Here is a 15,586-nt window from a genome sequence, read left to right as displayed (position 1 = left end):
CGCCCACCCCGACCCGAACAAGTGGAACGCGCTGGTGCGACGCCAGCCACACCACCACGCCCACACCCCCAACCAGCACCCGCACACCCCGCCACCAACACCAGAAACCACCACAAAAAACAACCAGTGGATCCAGGTCAGATTCCCTCAAGGAGTCCTTCACGGACCTTCAGCGGGGGAGGCCGAGCACGCGTTCGGCGGCGGCGGACAGCAGGACTTGCGTGGTGCCGCCCGCGATGGACAGGCAGCGAGTCAGCAGAAACTCTTGTGCCGCCGGGTTTTCCGCGACCAGTTCCGGAGCGAGGTCGAGGGCGAACTCGGCAGTTTCCTGTCGGTGCCGTACGCCGAGCAGCTTCGCCACCGACGCTTCCGCGCCCGGTCCAAGGCCGTCCAGGCGTCGCAGCGTCGCTCGCAGGTCGAGCACCGAGCACGCGCTGCCTTGACCGATCAGTGCGCCGAGCCGGTCGCGATCCACGTCTTCCGGTGCTGATTCCAGCAGCGCTTCCACGTTCTCGCCCACCGCCGAGCCGCGGCCCAGCGCGACGCGTTCGTTCGCCAGCGTCGTACGCGCCAGCTTCCAGCCCGCGCCTGGTTCGCCGACGACGTCAGCGTCCGGAATGAACACGTCGTCCAGGAAGACCTCGTTGAACACGCTCCGCCCGGTGATCTCGCGCAGCGGCCGTGTGGTGATTCCGTCGGCGCGCATGTCGACCAGGAAGTACGTGATTCCCTTGTGCTTCGGCACTTCGGGGTCGGTGCGAGCGAGGCAGATCGCCCAATCCGCCTCGTGCGCGAGCGACGTCCACACCTTTTGCCCGGTCAGCAGCCAGCCGCCGTCGGTCCGGCGCGCCACGGTGCGCAGCGACGCGAGATCCGAGCCAGCGCCGGGCTCGGAGAACAGCTGACACCACGTCACCTCGCCGCGCAATGTCGGCTTGGCGAAGCGTTCGCGCTGGTCGTCGGTGCCGTGCGCGAGAATCGTCGGCACTGCCCAGCCGCCGATCACCAGGTCCGGCCGCCGGATGTCGGCCGCGGTCAGCGCGGCGTCGATCCGCAGTTGCGTCGCCGCGTCCGCGCCCATGCCGTACGGCTGAGGCCAGTGCGGGGCCAGCAATCCGGAGTCCGCGAGCGCGGTGCGCCGGTTTTCCTCTGGCAGCGCAGCGATTTCGGCGACCAGCCGGGTCACCTCGGCGTCCTCGCCGACGTTCACCCCGAGCGTCCGCCGCTTACCGGCCAACGCCAGGTCCGCGGCCCGCTTCCGCCACCGTTGCGAACCGCCGAGCCACTGCCGCAACGCCAGCGCGCGCCGCAGGTACAGGTGCGCCTCGTGCTCCCAGGTGAAGCCGATTCCGCCGAGTACCTGGATGCAGTCCTTCGCGTTCTCGACGGCAGCGTCCAAGGCCACCGCTGCGGCGCTCGCGACGGCCAGCGGATCGCCGACCGACGAAGCCGCGTCCCACGCCAGCGCCTCGGCGGCTTCGGTGCGGCACAACATCTCCGCGCACAGGTGTTTCACTGCCTGGAAAGCGCCGATCACCTGTCCGAACTGCTCCCGGACCTTGGCGTATTCGACGGCCGTCGTCAGGCACCAGCGCGCGACGCCCGCTGCCTCCGCGACCGCGAGCGTCGCTGCGAGATCGCGGACGTCCGGCAGATACAGCACCTCGCCCTTCGCGGCGGTGCTGACGCGCCCCAGCGACTGGGAAAAGTCGAAGGGAGCCAACGGTTCCACCGCCGTCCCGGGCGGGACCAAGACGTATTGTTCGCCACGCGGCACGAGCAGCCACGACTCGGCGTCCGCGCCGGGTACGGTCGCCGATTCTTCTAGCTGCACCGCGACGTGTGCGGTCCCGTCGGCGATCTCGGCGGCGAGTTCCTTCGAATGTTCGGCGAGCAGCAACCCGGCCAGCGCGGTGCTCAGTAGCGGTCCCGGCACCAGTGCTTCGGCTGCGGCGGCGAGCCCGGCCGCGAGGTCCGCGACAGTCCCGTCCGCCCCGTTCACCGACGCGGGCAACGCGACGCCGGTGAGGCCGAGCGCCGCGAATCCGTCCGGCAGCCCGGCTCCGGTTGTTTCGGCCGCGCGCACAGCGGCGACCGGATCGTGTGCCGCCGCCCAGGCCTGCACGGCGGCAGCGAGCGCGGTTTGTTCCTCGGTGAGCGCGACCGGCATCGGTCTCCTCCTCGCGGCGTACAGAGCTACTGGCGAGTGTAGAACGTGTTATAGTTTTTCCGCCAGGCGGTCGAGAGTTGAACCTTTCTCCAGGGCAGGTACGCTTAGCCGGAAACTGGAACGAGTTCCGCAAGACTGCTTGCGTGACGACAGAGGGGAAGGGCGATGCCGGGGAAGGCGAAGACGCCGGCGGCGAAGACGCGGGCGAACGGCCTCGGCGCGATGGGCGAGGAACTGGGCTCCGCGGCCCAGCGGGACCGCCGCCGCCGCATCATCGACGCGACGCTTTCGCTGGCCTCCAAGGGCGGCTACGACGCGGTGCAGATGCGTGCCGTCGCCGAGAAGGCCGACGTCGCGCTGGGCACGCTGTACCGGTACTTCCCGTCGAAGATTCACCTGCTCGTGTCGGGTCTGGCGCAGCAGTTCGAGGCCGCGCACGAGAAGATCCAGCGCAGCGCGATCCCCGCCGAAACCCCCGCCGAGCGGCTGATGTTCGTCCTGGGCCGCAACACCCGCCTGATGCAGCGCGATCCGCATCTCACCGAGGCGATGGTGCGCGCGTTCATGTTCGCCGACACGTCCGCAGCGGCCGAGGTCGAACTGGTCGGCCGCCTGATGGAGGACATGTTCGCGAGCGCGATGGGCATCGACGACCCGACCGAGGCGGACCGCGACATCTTCCACGTGGTGGCCGACGTGTGGATGGCGAACCTGGTCGCCTGGGTGACCCGGCGGGCCTCGGCCGCGGACGTCGCGAGCCGCCTGGAACTCTCCGTCCACCTGCTCCTGGACAAATAGCCGTCCGTGAGGGGCACCCTGAGGGACTCTGAGTCCGTCAGGGTTCCCCTCACGGACCTTCCGGCTGCCGCGGGCGCGGAATTGTCGGAGGGGCGCGTTACGGTGCGCGGGTGGAGTTCGACCAGACCACCCAGGCCACCTACCTCCCCTCGGATCCCCCGCGAGAGGGAGTTCTGGCGCTGTGGGGCGACGAGATCGAGGGGGACACCCCGATCCAGCTCGTCCTGCCCGGCGGCGGGAAATTCGCCCGTACCGAGGTAGTGGCGCGGCTCGTGCCGCTGGCGAACGCCATCCCGCGGCTGCTCGTCGCGCCGGACGAAACGAGTCCGGCGCTGGCGGCGTGGTCGGCGGTGGTCAACGCGGGGGTGAACCTCGTGGCGCGCGGGCGGTTGCGTCCGGCGTCCACTCCGAGCGGTCTGGGCACCTGGCGAGTGGGGCCGCTCGACGCCGCCGACGAGGAACTTCTGCGCGGGCTCGCCGCGGCGCTGCCTCCTGAGGCGCACGCGCTGCCGTTGTCCGGCGTCAAGCGAATCCGGCTGCACTCGCCGGAATCACTGGTGCGCGCGGTGTGGGACGCGGCGGCGGACGTGCTGGTGCGCAGTCCGGCGGCGGCGGTCGGGTCCGGCGGGGCGGCCTTCGCGGAATCGCAGCCCACGCTGCTGGATCCAGACGGCGCGGCCTGGCTCACCGAGCTGGAAGCCCGCCGCCCGGACGGCGCGCAACTGTTGCTGCGGATCGAGGCGACCGACGAGGAATTCGCCGGAGTCCTCGCCGTTCGCTCCACCCTCGAGCCGAGCCTCGTCGTGGAAGCAGCCACTCTCTGGGACGCGCCTGAAGCAGTCCTGCACCGGCTAGGCGATCAGGTCGAAACACAGCTGCTTCTCGGCCTCCGGCGAGGCGCGCGGGCCTGGCCACCGCTCGGTCGAATCCTGTCCGAACCAGCGCCTACCTCGCTCCCGCTATCCGACGACGAGGTTGTCGATCTGCTCGGCACCGGTGCGCGCGACCTGGGCGGCGCGGGCATCGAAGTGTTGTGGCCCAAGGATCTTTTCGCGGGCGAAGTCCGGGCGAAGGCGAGCGTGACGCAAGCTCCGGCGAGCGAATCCGGTCCCGCGTTCCCGCTCAACGGCCTGCTGGAATTCCGCTGGCGGCTCAGCCTCGGCGGCAGCGAACTCACCGACGAGGAGGTCGCGGCGCTCGCCGAAGCGAAACGTCCGCTGGTCCGGTTGCGCGGACAGTGGGTGAAGCTCGATCCCGCTCTGCTGGCGCGAATGCGGGCCCGCCGTTCGCGGCTGACCGGAGCCGAAGCGCTGGCCGCGGCGCTGACTGGTGAGCTGGAGGTCGACGGCGAACGAGTCGAATTCGCTCCGCAGCCAGCGTTATCCGGGCTCGCCGAACGCCTGCGCGAAAGGGACCCCGCTCCCGTCGAGGAACCAGCGGGCCTTACTGCCACTCTGCGTCCGTATCAACGGGCCGGATTGGGCTGGCTCATCGCCATGACCGAACTCGGCCTTGGCGCCTGTCTCGCCGACGATATGGGGCTGGGCAAGACAATCCAGCTCATCGCACTGCACCTGCACCGCCGCGCGCAGGCGGCGGGGCCGACGTTGGTGCTGTGCCCGACGTCGCTGCTGGGCAACTGGGAACGCGAGTTCGGCAAGTTCGCGCCGGACGTGCCGGTGCGCCGCTTCCACGGAGGCGGTCGGCATCTCGACGACCTGGCCCCGGACGAGGTCGTGCTCGCCACGTACGGCGTGCTGCGCCGCGACCGGGAGCTGCTGTCCGAAGTGGACTGGGGCATGGTCGCCGCGGACGAGGCACAACACGTCAAGAACCCGTTGTCCGCCACGGCGAAAGAACTGCGGCAGGTACCCGCGGCGGCGCGGGTGGCGCTCACCGGCACGCCCGTGGAGAACCGGCTGACCGAGCTGTGGTCGCTGCTCGACTGGACCACCCCTGGGCTGCTCGGTCCGCTGGAGAAGTTCCGGCGCACGGTCGCGCGGCCGATCGAACGGGACCGGGACGAGACGGTCACCGGACGACTGGCCGCGACGGTCCGGCCGTTTCTGTTGCGCCGCCGCAAAACCGACCCGGACATCGCGCCGGAACTGCCGCGCAAGACCGAGACGGACCGCTATGTCCCGCTCACCGCCGAGCAGACCACGCTGTACGAAGCGGTCGTGCGGGAGAATCTCGCGCAAATCCGGGAGGCGCAAGGAGTACAGCGGCGCGGACAGGTGCTGAAGCTGCTCACCGAACTCAAGCAGATCTGCAATCACCCGGCGCACTACCTCAAGGAAAGCACTGGGGTGCTGAGCGGGCGGTCGGGCAAGCTCGCCGCGTTCGAGGAGCTGCTGGACGTCATCCTCGACGAGGGCGAAAGCGTGCTGGTGTTCAGCCAGTACGTGCGGCTGTGCCGGTTGCTGGAGCGACGGCTGACCGAGCGTGGGCTGCCGACCGCGCTGCTGTCCGGCGAGGTCGGGCCGAACCAGCGCGACGAAATGGTCGCCGCGTTCCAATCCGGTGAGGTGCCGGTGTTCCTGTTGTCGCTCAAGGCGGGCGGCGTCGGGCTCAACCTCACCCAGGCCACGCACGTGATCCACTACGACCGCTGGTGGAACCCGGCAGTGGAGGACCAGGCCACCGACCGCGCGTACCGGATCGGCCAGGACCGGCCGGTGCAGGTGCACCGGCTGATCGCGGAGGGCACGCTGGAGGAACGCGTCGCCGCGGTGCTGGAAACCAAGCGCGGGCTGGCCGACGCGGTCGTCGGGGCGGGGGAGGACTGGATCACCGAGCTGTCCGACGACCAGCTCGCCGACCTCGTCCGGCTCGGGAGCGGCTGATGCCGCCGCGGCGGACGTTCGGGAGCCGGTGGTGGGGCCGGGCGTGGGTGGAAGCGCTGGAGCAGCGCGCCAAACTGGACCCGAACCGGTTGCCGCGCGGGCGGACGTACGCGCGCAAGGGCGTCGTGGACCAGCTGGCGATCAGCGCGGGCGAAATCACCGCATGGGTGCGGGGAAGCAGACCGGACCCGTACCGCGTCGCCATCCGGATGCGCGAGTTCAGCGCGGAGGAATGGGACAAGCTGCTCGACGTCGCCGGTCGCCGGCTCGGGCACGCCGCCGCCTTGCTCGACGGCGAACTGCCGGAGGAGCTGGCCGCCCAGTCCCGCGAGGCCGGGGCCGACCTGCTGCCCGGGCCTGGCGATCTGCGGCCGCGTTGTTCGTGTCCGGACAGCGCGAATCCGTGCAAGCACGTGGCGGCGGTGTACTACCTGGTCGCCGATGAGGTGGACGCGGATCCGTTCGTGCTGTTCACCCTGCGCGGGCGCGGCCGGGACGAGGTTTTGGCTCAGCTGCGCGAATTGCGGACCCCCAGCGCCGCTCGCCCGGCTCGCGCGCCGGAGGTCGGGCTGACGCCGAAAAAGGCGTACGCGCGGCGGATCGCGCCGTTGCCGCCGTTGCCCGCGATCCCCGGCGAACCCGGCCCGCCCGCCGTGCTCGACCTCGATCCGCCCGCTCGCTCCGGCCTGACGTCCGCTGCTCTCGCCGCACTTGCCGCCGATGCCGCGTCGCTCGCGCTCGGCCTGCTGCGCACCCGGGATGCCTTGGCGGACTTGACTTTCGCCGAGGACCTGGCCCGTCGCGCGGCCCGGCCGGGCGCGGATGTGTTCGGGCTGGCCGCTGCCGCCGAGGTCGCGCCGTCGGAGCTGATCGTGTCGGCGCAAGCGTGGCGGGAAGCGGGCCGGAGCGGGCTGGCGGCGCTGCGGGACGCGTGGAGTCCGGGCCCCGGGCCGTTGGCAGTGGCGCGCGCGGAACTGGCGGAATTGCCGGGGGAGGTGAAGGTGTGGCGTAACCGGGTCACGGTCGGGCCAGTGCAGCTCCGGTACGGCCGGGACAGCCGGTGGTACCGCTTCGTGCGGGTCGCGGGTCAGTGGTGGCCGGACGGGCCTCCGGCCGAGCAGCCGGTCGATCTCGCCTACCCGGCGGAGGGCTGAATCACTTGCGCTGAATCACTGACGCCGAGCGAAACGAGACGATCCGTCTCGTTTCGTGCTACCGTCTGCGGCATGACGAGAACCTGGGTGATCACCGGAGCGAGTCGCGGACTGGGCCGGGCGCTGGCGCTCGCCGCGGCGGAAGCTGGCGACCGAGTGCTGGCGACCGTCCGGACGCCGGGGAGCGCGCCGGAGCACCGGAACGTCGTCGAGCACGTGCTCGACGTGCGCAACCGGGTCGCGGCGCGGGAAACCGTGGATCGGACAGTGGCCGAGTTCGGCCGGCTGGACGTCGTGGTGAACAACGCCGGGTACGGGCTGGTCGGCATGGCCGAGGAGGTAAGCGAGGACGAGGCGCGGGACATCCTGGAGACGAACCTGCTGGGCGCGCTGTGGCTGACCCAAGCGGCGCTGCCGGTGCTGCGTGCGCAGCGGTCCGGTCACGTCGTGCAGATTTCCTCGGTCGGCGGTGCCGGTTCTGTGCCGGGATTTGGGCTTTACAGCGCGAGCAAATGGGGGCTGGAGGGAATGAGCGAGGCGATCGCGCAGGAGGTCGCGGAGTTCGGCGTGCGCGTGAGCATCGTCGAGCCGGGCGGGATGGACACCGAGTGGGCGACCGGCAGTATGCGCTTCGCCGCCCCGAACCCGGCATACGACGGGCTGCGCGAGCGAATGTTCGGCACGACGACCGTGCCGTGGGCCACCACCGGCACCGGTGGCGGTACCCCGCCCGTGGACATCGCCGCCGAAATCCTGCAGCACGTCAACGACTCGGCTGACCAGCGGCTGCGCGTGCTCGCGGGCTCCGATGCCCCCGCCATGGTCGCGACCGCATTGTCGGGACGGCTGACGGATTACCGTCAGGACAAGCGTTTCGCCGACGCGGAGAGCTGACATGGCCCGCGCCAGCACCCGAGCCCGGGTACACGCCGCGGTGCTCTCCCTGGCCGCCGAGTCCGGTTTCGACGGCCTGACGATGGAGGGCATCGCGGCCCGCGCGGGTGCCGGGAAGCAAACGCTGTACCGCACGTGGTCGTCGCCCGCCGAGGTTCTGCTGGACGCGCTGCTGGAACAAAGCCTCGACGCTTCCGGCGAAGTCGCCATCCCCGACACCGGCGACCTGCGGGCGGACTTGGAAACGTTGGTCCGCGGCATGATCGCCGAACTGACCGACCCCGCGACGGACCGGCTGCTGCGCGCCGTGACCGCCGAGCTGCAAACCGATTCAGCCGTCGGCTCCGAAGTCCTGGACCGCCTGCTCGGCCCGCAACTTCGCGCCATCGCCGACCGCCTGGCCCGCGCCGAGGCCGAGTGCCCAGAGGACGGCGCGGAACTGCTGCTGGGCCCGGTCTTCCACCGCTGGCTCCTGCGCACCCGGCCGTTCACGGAGGACTGGCCCGCCGCCCACGTAGAGCGGGTGCTGCGCGCGGTTTCGTTCGGCCGCTAACTCCGCGGGCGGTGGTGAAGGAGAACGCGTACCGCGGGTGTTTGATCGAGCGGCCAGCTCTCGTGCGACCCGGTGACGAGGCAGGGTTCAACGCGCAGTCGGCGCTCGTCGAGGCGGAGTCGGCGTTCGCGGGACTCCTGACCGCGGCGGTGAACCAAGGCAGGGTCGATGCGGTGCGGTGGGAGCAAGTCAGCTGAACCAGGCCGGATCAACTACCGCCTGACTCAGTCCCCCGAAGCTCCACACAGCATCCGCCGTCGCGAGGCGCGACCCGGGCCGTCGACACGCCCGGCACCTGGAGTCCCTCGACCACTCCGCTCAAGAACCGGTCCGTCATCCCGCACACCAGGTCTGGCGCGCGCACGGCCAGCGGCTGGAAGGGGCAGTTCCGCATCCGCAGGCACACCGGCGTCTCGCGGTTCGGCTCGAAACCGTGCCGGGCCAGGACCGTGCTCGTCAGTGTCAGCCCGCGTTCCGTGCCCAGCCGACCTGGCCGGGAGCGTTCGCGTTCGGCGGCGCCGGCGGCGGAACCGTGCCGTCCGGCTTCGCGCAGGGCGGCGTCTCGGGCCGGTTCACCGGGAGCGGCCGAGGCGACCGCGTCGACCAGGATCGCGGCCAGGACGTCCGGGTGCCGGGGCGGGATGGTGATCGCGAAGTCGGTCGCGGCGGGCTCGTAGACCTTCGGGGCGCGGCCCACCTTGCGGACGCCGCCGACTGTCTCGTAGCGGGCGCGCAGCAGACCGGCCGTCACGAGTTTGTCCAGGTGGAAGGCTGCCAGCTTGCGCGAGATGCCGACCGCCGAGGCCGCCTCCTCGCGCGTCACCGGGCGGCCGGCGTCGCGGATGAAGGCGTACATCCCCCGGCGCAGGTCCTCGTCCAGCGCCGCTACCGCGCGGATGGTCGCCAGATCACTCGTCACACACCCACGATAACGCCCAGCGAGGTTCTCCGAACCCGCTACCTGGCTTGTTCACCTGGTCACATTGACTCCACCGGGCGATAAGACCAAGATTTGTAGGCGAAAACCCTGTCCCGCCAGCCCCGAAGCCCGAGGATCGCCCATGCAGTCGTCCGGAACCGCCCTCCGCGTCGTCCACGAGCCCGTCCCCGGCTTCGACCTGGCCGCGGCCGAAAACGCGGCGGGGGACTTCCTGCGCGCGCTCGGCATCAGCCTCGACTCGGAGAGCCTGCGCGGCACCCCCGGCCGGATGGCCCGCGCGTACGCCGAGCTGTTCACGCCCCGCGCGTTCGACCTCACCACGTTCCCCAACGACGAGGGCTACGACGAGCTGGTGCTGGCCCGCGACATCCCGGTCCGGTCGGTCTGCGAACACCACCTGCTGCCGTTCATCGGCGTCGCGCACGTCGGGTATCTGCCGGGCGAGCGGATCCTCGGGCTGTCGAAGCTGGCGCGCGTGGTCGAGCATTTCGCGTGCCGTCCGCAGGTGCAGGAGCGGCTGACGAAGCAGATCGCGGGCTGGCTCGGCGACCAGCTGTCCCCGAAGGGCGTCGGCGTGGTGATCGAGGCCGAGCACACCTGCATGACCCTGCGCGGCGTGCAGGCGACCGGCTCCTCCACAGTCACGTCCACCCTGATGGGCACCCTTCGCGAGGACGCCCGGTCGCGTCAGGAGTTCTTCTCGTTGACCGGCGTCAACGCCTGATCGCGGGCCCAGTCGAGCCGGGCCCAATCGAGAAAGTGCTCGACGCCGCGCACCACGTGCGTGCTGCGGATCGACGGGAACACGTCGAACGCGTGCTGCGCGCCAGCCAATTCCGCGTATGCCACCGGATGGGCCGATTTGGCGCGCAGCCGGGCGACGAACTCCCGCGCCTCCGCGACCGGCACGAGCGAATCGTGCTTGCCGTGGATCACGAAGAACGGCGGCGCGTCCTCGGCGACCCGGTCCATCGGGGACGCCGCGAGGTAGTCGTCCAGCCGGTGCTCCGGGGCGAACACCCGCCGCGCCATCAGGCTTTCCAGGCGGTACCGGCTTTCCTCCTCGCCGGTCGACGCGGCGATGTCGTACACGCCGTAGTGCGGCACGCAGGCCTGCACGCTCGTGTCCGCCTCCTCGAACCCGGGCTGCAGCGCAGGGTCGTTCTGGGTCAGCGCGAGCAGCGCGGCCAGGTGCCCGCCCGCCGAACCGCCCGTGACCGCGACGAACCGCGGGTCGCCGCCGTACTCGGCGATGTGCTCGCGGATCCACGCGAGCGCTTGCTTGGCGGCGACGATGTGCGCGGGCCAGCGCGACGCGGGGGAGAGCGGGTAGTTGATCGCCACACAGACCCAGCCGCGGCTGGCGAGGTGGCGCATCAGCGGCAGGCCCTGCTGTTCCTTGTTGCCGATCGTCCACGCGCCGCCGTGGATCTGCAGCAGCACCGGCGCCTCGCGGACCGTCTCGCGCGGACGGTAGACGTCCAGCAGGAATCGTTTGCCGCCAGGGGCGTAAGCGACATTCCGGTCGCGCACGACGTCCGGTTCGTGGATCCGGAACGGCATCAGCAGCCGTCCCCACGGCGTCGAGAAGTCCGACGGGCTCTCCAGCCGGTCGGCGTAGTCCTCGCCGAGCGCTTCGACGAGCGCGGACTCGACCTCCGTGCGCGCCTTCTGCGAGGTCGCGATCAGCGACGCGAAACCGGCCGCGGACAGCGCTGCTTCGGCCAGCTCCGCGCGGTCGCCGCGGCGGCGCAACCCGTGGCGCGCGACGTGCTGCACGGTGTCGGCCGCGGTCAGCGCGAGCAGGTGCGGCGCGAGTTCGCCGGTGAGCCAGCCGGCGAAGAACACCGGGATCGAGGTCGGCCGCGGTTTCGGCGGCCGCAGTGCGAGCGCGGCGAGGCCGAGCTGCGCCGCCCGGCGGGTCACGAAGTCCGGTTTCACCTGCCCGATGCTACCTCCGCCGAGCGCCCCGGCCAGGGTTCTGCCTTACGCTGGCAGGCATGCAGCGACTGAGCGGGCTGGACGCGAGCTTCCTCTACCTGGAGACGCCCTCGCAGGTCCTGCACGTCTGCGGCCTGCTCATGCTCGACGGCTCGACCATGCCCGGCGGCTACGCGTTTCCCGAGTTCAAGCGCCGCCTCGCCGAGCGGGTCGCGGTGATCCCGGCGTTCCGCCGCAAACTCCACAATCCGCTCTGGAACCTGAACCATCCGGTGTGGGTCGAGGACGAGGACTTCGACCTCGACAACCACGTGCACCGGATCGGCCTGCCCGCGCCGGGCGACGACCGCGAACTCGCCGAGATGTGCGCGCACATCGCCGGGCAGCGGCTCGACCGCGCGCATCCGCTGTGGCAGTGCTACGTCATCGAGGGCCTGTCCGACGGACGGCTGGCGGTGCTGCTGAAAATGCATCACGCGAGCGTCGACGGCGTCGGCGGGGCCAGCCTGATCGGCTACCTCGCCGGTCTCGAACCCGACGCGCCGCTGCCGGAACTGCCCGCCGACGAGCGGCACAACGACGGCCTCCCCACCCGGTTGCGGCTGCTGCGCGAGAGCGCCGACTCGCTGTTGCACCGGCCGTTCGAGATCGCCCGGTTGCTGCCGGAACTGCTGGGGCTGGTGCCGAGGTGGGCGATGAAAACTGTGCGCGGCAAGGGAATGCCGGTGCCGTTCACCGCACCGCGGACCTCGCTGAACGGTACCATCACCGGACACCGTTCGGTCGCGTTCGCGCAGCTGGACCTTGATGCGGTGAAGCAGGTGAAGGACGCTTTCGGCGTCACCGTGAACGACGTGGTGCTGGCGCTGGTTTCCGGTGCTCTGCGGCAATTCCTGCTCGGCCGCGGCGAACTGCCGGGCGATCCGCTGGTGGCGACGGTTCCGGTGTCGGTGCACGAACGCACGGAACGCGATCGTGGCAGCAACCGCGTGTCCGCCTTTTTCGCTTCGCTGCCAACGCATTTGCCCGACCCGGCGGCGCGGGTGTTCTTCCTGGCCGAGGCGAACCGGCGGGCGAAGGACCACCATTACGACATCGACGCCGACATGCTCGCCGACTGGGCCCAATTCTCCCCGGCGTCGGTGTTCGGGCTGGGCGTGCGCGCGTATTCGGCACTGCGGCTGGCCGAACGGCATCCGGTGGTGCACAACCTGATCATCTCGAACGTTCCCGGTCCGCCGATGCCGCTGTATCTGCTGGGCGCGCGGATCACCGGGCTGTATCCGCTGGGGCCGGTTTTTCACGGGGCCGGGCTCAACATCACGGTGCTGTCGAACGACGGCAAGGTTGGTGTCGGGTTGTTGGGGGCCAAGGAATTGGTGAAGGATTTGTGGCCGCTGGCGGACGCGTTGCCGGAGGCCCTGGACGAGTTGAGCAAGGCCGCACCGGTTTAGCGGGCTGGGGCCTTGTGAGTGTTTATCCCGGTTCTAACCGGCATAGCCACTCACGACACCCCGGACAGTGCGCTGGTCTAGTGCCGCCGTTTCTTGGCCGTGTGAGGGATGTCGGCGAACTTCAGCGTCGCGCGCAGGCTGCGAACCGCTCGATCCAGCCGGAGCAAGGCCACCTGCGAGAGCGTGAACAACTCGTCCACATTCCACGTCCGTCCGGCAGCGGCGAGCACGACGGTGTCCGGTGCGCCGCCCAGCATCCGGGCTGAGTCCAATGTGGACACCTTGTCGGCCAGCTGCGCCAACGCTTCCGGCTCGTCGTGCAAAGCCTCGGCGGACACGAGTGCCTGGGTGTAGAGGTGGCTGGCCGCGGTAGCGCGACCCAGCCATTTGACGTGGATCAGCTCGTCGTCAGGCCCCAGCAGATCGCACAGTTCGAACCGCGGATGCAGGGGAGTGCTCGCGAAATCCTTGTCCAGGCACAGGTATCCCGGCGCGAGAGCGGCGACGCGCTGGCAATACCGGTGCTCGTCGTCCGGCTGACCGCTCGGCTTCCACGTGATGTCCGGCCAGATGTGCTTGCGTGCCAGCAGATCGCGCACCTGATCCCGCATCTGCGCCACGTACGTCTCGCCGATCCGGTACCAGCGGGCCTGGTGGAAGACGTACCGCGTGTGCTCGACGGTCGTCTCGAACACCAGCCAACGAGCGGCAGGCAGCGGTGCTCCGGTGGGTTCCGCGCCCGCCTCGTCGGCGCAGGTCGTGATGCGGCCCGCGCGCAGGGCTTTCCACCGCCGTTCAACGGGAATTCCGCCGAGTCGCGCGGTCAGGTGGTCCAGTTCCAGACGCCCAGGGACGTGGATCGGGCCGCCGGGGCCGAGACCGGTGATGCGGAACGAACCGGCGTTCTCCGCGTCGTTCGCGGCGCTCGACGGCCACGCCAGGCCGAGCGCGTCGCTGCCGCCGAGTGCTTCGGCCAGTTGTCGTTCCAGTTCGGGCACGAGCGGGTGGTGCCGGTCCATCGGGCGGGTCTGGGCGATGAACCGCAGTGCGGAATCCGCGTCCGGTTCGTCGACCACGGCGCCGACAGCGTCGAGGTCGGCCAGGAACGCTTCGGGATCCTTCGCGAGCGGTGCCCACAGCGAGGTGCCGACGCGGATGCGGTAGCGCTTGCCGGTCACCCGGCCGTAGGTGAGGTCGGTGAGATCCGCCGAACCGGCGAGCCGGTGCACGAGATCGCCGTACGGTTCGAGCCGGAACGCGGACAGTTCGCCGCCGCCGGGGATGGAGATTTGGGTCGCCCGTGCGGAAACATCGAGTGCGGCGCTCGCGACGAGCCCGAGGTCGAACGGGTCGAGCCGGCGGATTCCGAAGCGCAGCCCGAAACCTTGCTCCACGTGTTCGTCGTTGAGCACGAGATGCCCCGCGCCCCAGGTGACCGCATAGGTCCACGGCGGGCGCGGCACGAGCAGGACGGCGAACGGCAGCGTCGAGGGCAGGTCCAGCGGGCCGCCGCCGAGTGCTTCGGCGTGCTGCAGCCATTGCGGGGCCTCGGTGCGGAACGCGCCCGCGACCAGCCGGGCGCGCGTGCCGGGCAGGTCGACCGGGCGGTCGGCGCTGATCTGTTCGGGGGACAACGGGGTCAGCAGGTCGGTTTCCGCGGCGGAACCGTCGAGGCGGAAGAGGGACGCCGGACGGCTGGGGGCAGGCATGACCACCACCGATGGTCGGAATTCCAGGACGTCCGATCAGCCTAGGCGGCGCAGCGGTCCGGCTGGTTAATCACGGAGCGCGAATGGCGTGCGAAATGGTGAAATTTCGCTGAATCACCCATTCACGGGACGCGGGCACGGCTGATGATAGGGTTTCCTTTCGGGATGTGCCACAGCGGGTTTTTCCTGGCCAGGCAACGGGTAGGTAATCTCGTGATGGCCGTTTACTGGACGCGGAATTGCGGTTTCGATAAATCGTCCGGCTTCCGCGAAAGAACCTGTTCGTCGGGCACGGCTGCGCTGTCCGGGGCGGTATCCCCGCGTTTCGGTGACGCACGGTGAGCGATTCGGCGGGCGAACCGCGCGGCGAATGGGCTAGCCGGGTCGGCGGCCGGTCGCGGGACGGTTCGCGCTGCCGCGCGTGCCCGACTACCCTGGCCGAGTCGTTTCCGGTCGGCCCGCCTGCGGGGGCAGCATGATGACAGTCCCGATGTTCGCGCACGGCGACCGTCTCACGCGTCGGGACCTGGAGACGATCTCGGATGAACGCCGCCGGTACGAGCTGGTGGACGGGACGCTTCTGGTGAGCCCGTCCCCGCGTCCGCTGCACCAGCGGGTGGTCGCGCGCCTTCTCGCCGCGCTCACCCGGGTGTGCCCTGCCGACTGCGAGGTCCTCCCCGCGCCGGTGGACGTGGTGCTCGACGAGTTCACCGTGATGATCCCGGACGTCGTGGTCGGGCGGCGCGAGACGTTCACCGAACGCGCACTGGTCGGAGTCCCGGTGCTGGCGGTCGAGGTGGTCTCGCCGTCGAGCAGGCACATCGATCGGTTCCTCAAACCGGCCCGGCTCGCGCTGGCGGGCTGCCCGTACTACTGGGTGATCGAGCCGAACGAGCCGACGTTGAGCTGCTTCCGGCTGGCGGACGGCGAGTACGTGCTGGACGGCGAGGCGACGGGGGACGACGTGGTGCGGCTGGAGGTGCCGTACCGGCTGGAGCTTCGTCCGGCGGAGCTGGTTTCGACGTACTAGAGCGTCGTGAGTGGCGATCACGGTTAGAACCGGGATAGACACTCACGAGACGCAACCCTAGGCCGAGTCCGCGATCCGCTCCTGCCCCGCCGCCCGC

Annotated in this window: 12 protein-coding genes; 8 read left to right on the top strand and 4 right to left on the bottom strand. The window is 70.3% G+C overall.

All coding sequences use genetic code 11. From position 1 onward, the window contains the following. Nucleotides 1-169: 169 nt before the first annotated feature. The gene (locus D0D37_RS41600) at nucleotides 170-2,170 is read right to left on the bottom strand and encodes an acyl-CoA dehydrogenase family protein (RefSeq protein ID WP_116206066.1); all 2,001 of its coding nucleotides are present in this window, start codon (nucleotides 2,168-2,170) and stop codon (nucleotides 170-172) included. A 165-nt stretch (nucleotides 2,171-2,335) separates the two neighbouring features. On the opposite strand from D0D37_RS41600, the gene kstR reads away from it, so the two are divergent. The 5 genes from kstR (at nucleotide 2,336) to D0D37_RS41575 (ending at nucleotide 8,415) form a co-directional block, all read left to right on the top strand. Next, nucleotides 2,336-2,968 carry a cholesterol catabolism transcriptional regulator KstR gene (kstR, locus tag D0D37_RS41595; protein ID WP_116206065.1) on the top strand — a complete coding sequence of 211 codons (633 nt, stop codon included), beginning with the start codon at nucleotides 2,336-2,338 and terminating at the stop codon, nucleotides 2,966-2,968. Nucleotides 2,969-3,078: 110 nt separating this feature from the next. Then, nucleotides 3,079-5,814 (top strand): DEAD/DEAH box helicase, encoded by a 2,736-nt coding sequence (locus D0D37_RS41590; RefSeq protein ID WP_116206064.1) that lies wholly within the window; start codon nucleotides 3,079-3,081, stop codon nucleotides 5,812-5,814. Beyond that, nucleotides 5,814-6,968, top strand: coding sequence for an SWIM zinc finger family protein (locus tag D0D37_RS41585; protein WP_116206063.1), 1,155 nt, complete (start codon nucleotides 5,814-5,816; stop codon nucleotides 6,966-6,968). The genes D0D37_RS41590 and D0D37_RS41585 overlap by 1 nt, the downstream gene beginning before the upstream one ends. Before the next feature lie 72 nt (nucleotides 6,969-7,040). Beyond that, a complete protein-coding gene (locus D0D37_RS41580; RefSeq protein ID WP_116206062.1) occupies nucleotides 7,041-7,862 on the top strand; it encodes an SDR family NAD(P)-dependent oxidoreductase in 822 nt (273 codons plus the stop codon). Between the two features lies 1 nt (nucleotide 7,863). Then, nucleotides 7,864-8,415, top strand: a complete 552-nt coding sequence (locus tag D0D37_RS41575; RefSeq protein WP_116206061.1) for a TetR/AcrR family transcriptional regulator — start codon at nucleotides 7,864-7,866, stop codon at nucleotides 8,413-8,415. Nucleotides 8,416-8,623: 208 nt separating this feature from the next. Here D0D37_RS41575 and D0D37_RS41565 read toward each other — a convergent pair whose 3' ends face one another. Next, on the bottom strand, nucleotides 8,624-9,334 hold the full coding sequence (locus D0D37_RS41565; protein ID WP_116206059.1) for a helix-turn-helix transcriptional regulator: 711 nt from the start codon (nucleotides 9,332-9,334) through the stop codon (nucleotides 8,624-8,626). 142 nt (nucleotides 9,335-9,476) lie between these two features. On the opposite strand from D0D37_RS41565, the gene folE reads away from it, so the two are divergent. Continuing rightward, nucleotides 9,477-10,079, top strand: a complete 603-nt coding sequence (folE, locus tag D0D37_RS41560; RefSeq protein ID WP_037809932.1) for a GTP cyclohydrolase I FolE — start codon at nucleotides 9,477-9,479, stop codon at nucleotides 10,077-10,079. Here folE and D0D37_RS41555 read toward each other — a convergent pair. Continuing rightward, nucleotides 10,043-11,296 carry an alpha/beta hydrolase gene (locus D0D37_RS41555; RefSeq protein ID WP_116206058.1) on the bottom strand — a complete coding sequence of 418 codons (1,254 nt, stop codon included), beginning with the start codon at nucleotides 11,294-11,296 and terminating at the stop codon, nucleotides 10,043-10,045. The genes folE and D0D37_RS41555 overlap by 37 nt on opposite strands. A 59-nt stretch (nucleotides 11,297-11,355) precedes the next feature. On the opposite strand from D0D37_RS41555, the gene D0D37_RS41550 reads away from it, so the two are divergent. After that, on the top strand, nucleotides 11,356-12,750 hold the full coding sequence (locus D0D37_RS41550) for a WS/DGAT/MGAT family O-acyltransferase (RefSeq protein WP_116206057.1): 1,395 nt from the start codon (nucleotides 11,356-11,358) through the stop codon (nucleotides 12,748-12,750). 77 nt (nucleotides 12,751-12,827) lie between these two features. On the opposite strand, the gene D0D37_RS41545 is transcribed toward D0D37_RS41550, so the two are convergent. Continuing rightward, on the bottom strand, nucleotides 12,828-14,459 hold the full coding sequence (locus D0D37_RS41545; RefSeq protein WP_116206068.1) for a TIGR04141 family sporadically distributed protein: 1,632 nt from the start codon (nucleotides 14,457-14,459) through the stop codon (nucleotides 12,828-12,830). A 490-nt stretch (nucleotides 14,460-14,949) separates the two neighbouring features. Here D0D37_RS41545 and D0D37_RS41540 point away from each other — a divergent pair, with 490 nt between their 5' ends. Beyond that, nucleotides 14,950-15,489, top strand: coding sequence for a Uma2 family endonuclease (locus D0D37_RS41540; RefSeq protein ID WP_116206067.1), 540 nt, complete (start codon nucleotides 14,950-14,952; stop codon nucleotides 15,487-15,489). Nucleotides 15,490-15,586: the final 97 nt, after the last annotated feature.

The sequence above is a fragment of the Amycolatopsis circi genome (genome assembly GCF_003385235.1).
Classification (GTDB): Bacteria; Actinomycetota; Actinomycetes; order Mycobacteriales; family Pseudonocardiaceae; genus Amycolatopsis; species Amycolatopsis circi.
The sequence above is the reverse complement of the archived record's forward strand: the minus strand, read 5'-3'. Positions and strand labels throughout refer to the sequence as shown.

Excerpts from the sequence above, each read along its gene's own strand:
- D0D37_RS41600 (WP_116206066.1), bottom strand. The coding sequence starts at position 2,170 with ATGCCGGTCGCGCTCACCGAGGAACAAACCGCGCTCGCTGCCGCCGTG.
- kstR (WP_116206065.1), top strand. The coding sequence starts at position 2,336 with ATGCCGGGGAAGGCGAAGACGCCGGCGGCGAAGACGCGGGCGAACGGC.
- D0D37_RS41585 (WP_116206063.1), top strand. The coding sequence starts at position 5,814 with ATGCCGCCGCGGCGGACGTTCGGGAGCCGGTGGTGGGGCCGGGCGTGG.
- D0D37_RS41580 (WP_116206062.1), top strand. The coding sequence starts at position 7,041 with ATGACGAGAACCTGGGTGATCACCGGAGCGAGTCGCGGACTGGGCCGG.
- D0D37_RS41575 (WP_116206061.1), top strand. The coding sequence starts at position 7,864 with ATGGCCCGCGCCAGCACCCGAGCCCGGGTACACGCCGCGGTGCTCTCC.
- folE (WP_037809932.1), top strand. The coding sequence starts at position 9,477 with ATGCAGTCGTCCGGAACCGCCCTCCGCGTCGTCCACGAGCCCGTCCCC.
- D0D37_RS41550 (WP_116206057.1), top strand. The coding sequence starts at position 11,356 with ATGCAGCGACTGAGCGGGCTGGACGCGAGCTTCCTCTACCTGGAGACG.
- D0D37_RS41545 (WP_116206068.1), bottom strand. The coding sequence starts at position 14,459 with ATGCCTGCCCCCAGCCGTCCGGCGTCCCTCTTCCGCCTCGACGGTTCC.
- D0D37_RS41540 (WP_116206067.1), top strand. The coding sequence starts at position 14,950 with ATGTTCGCGCACGGCGACCGTCTCACGCGTCGGGACCTGGAGACGATC.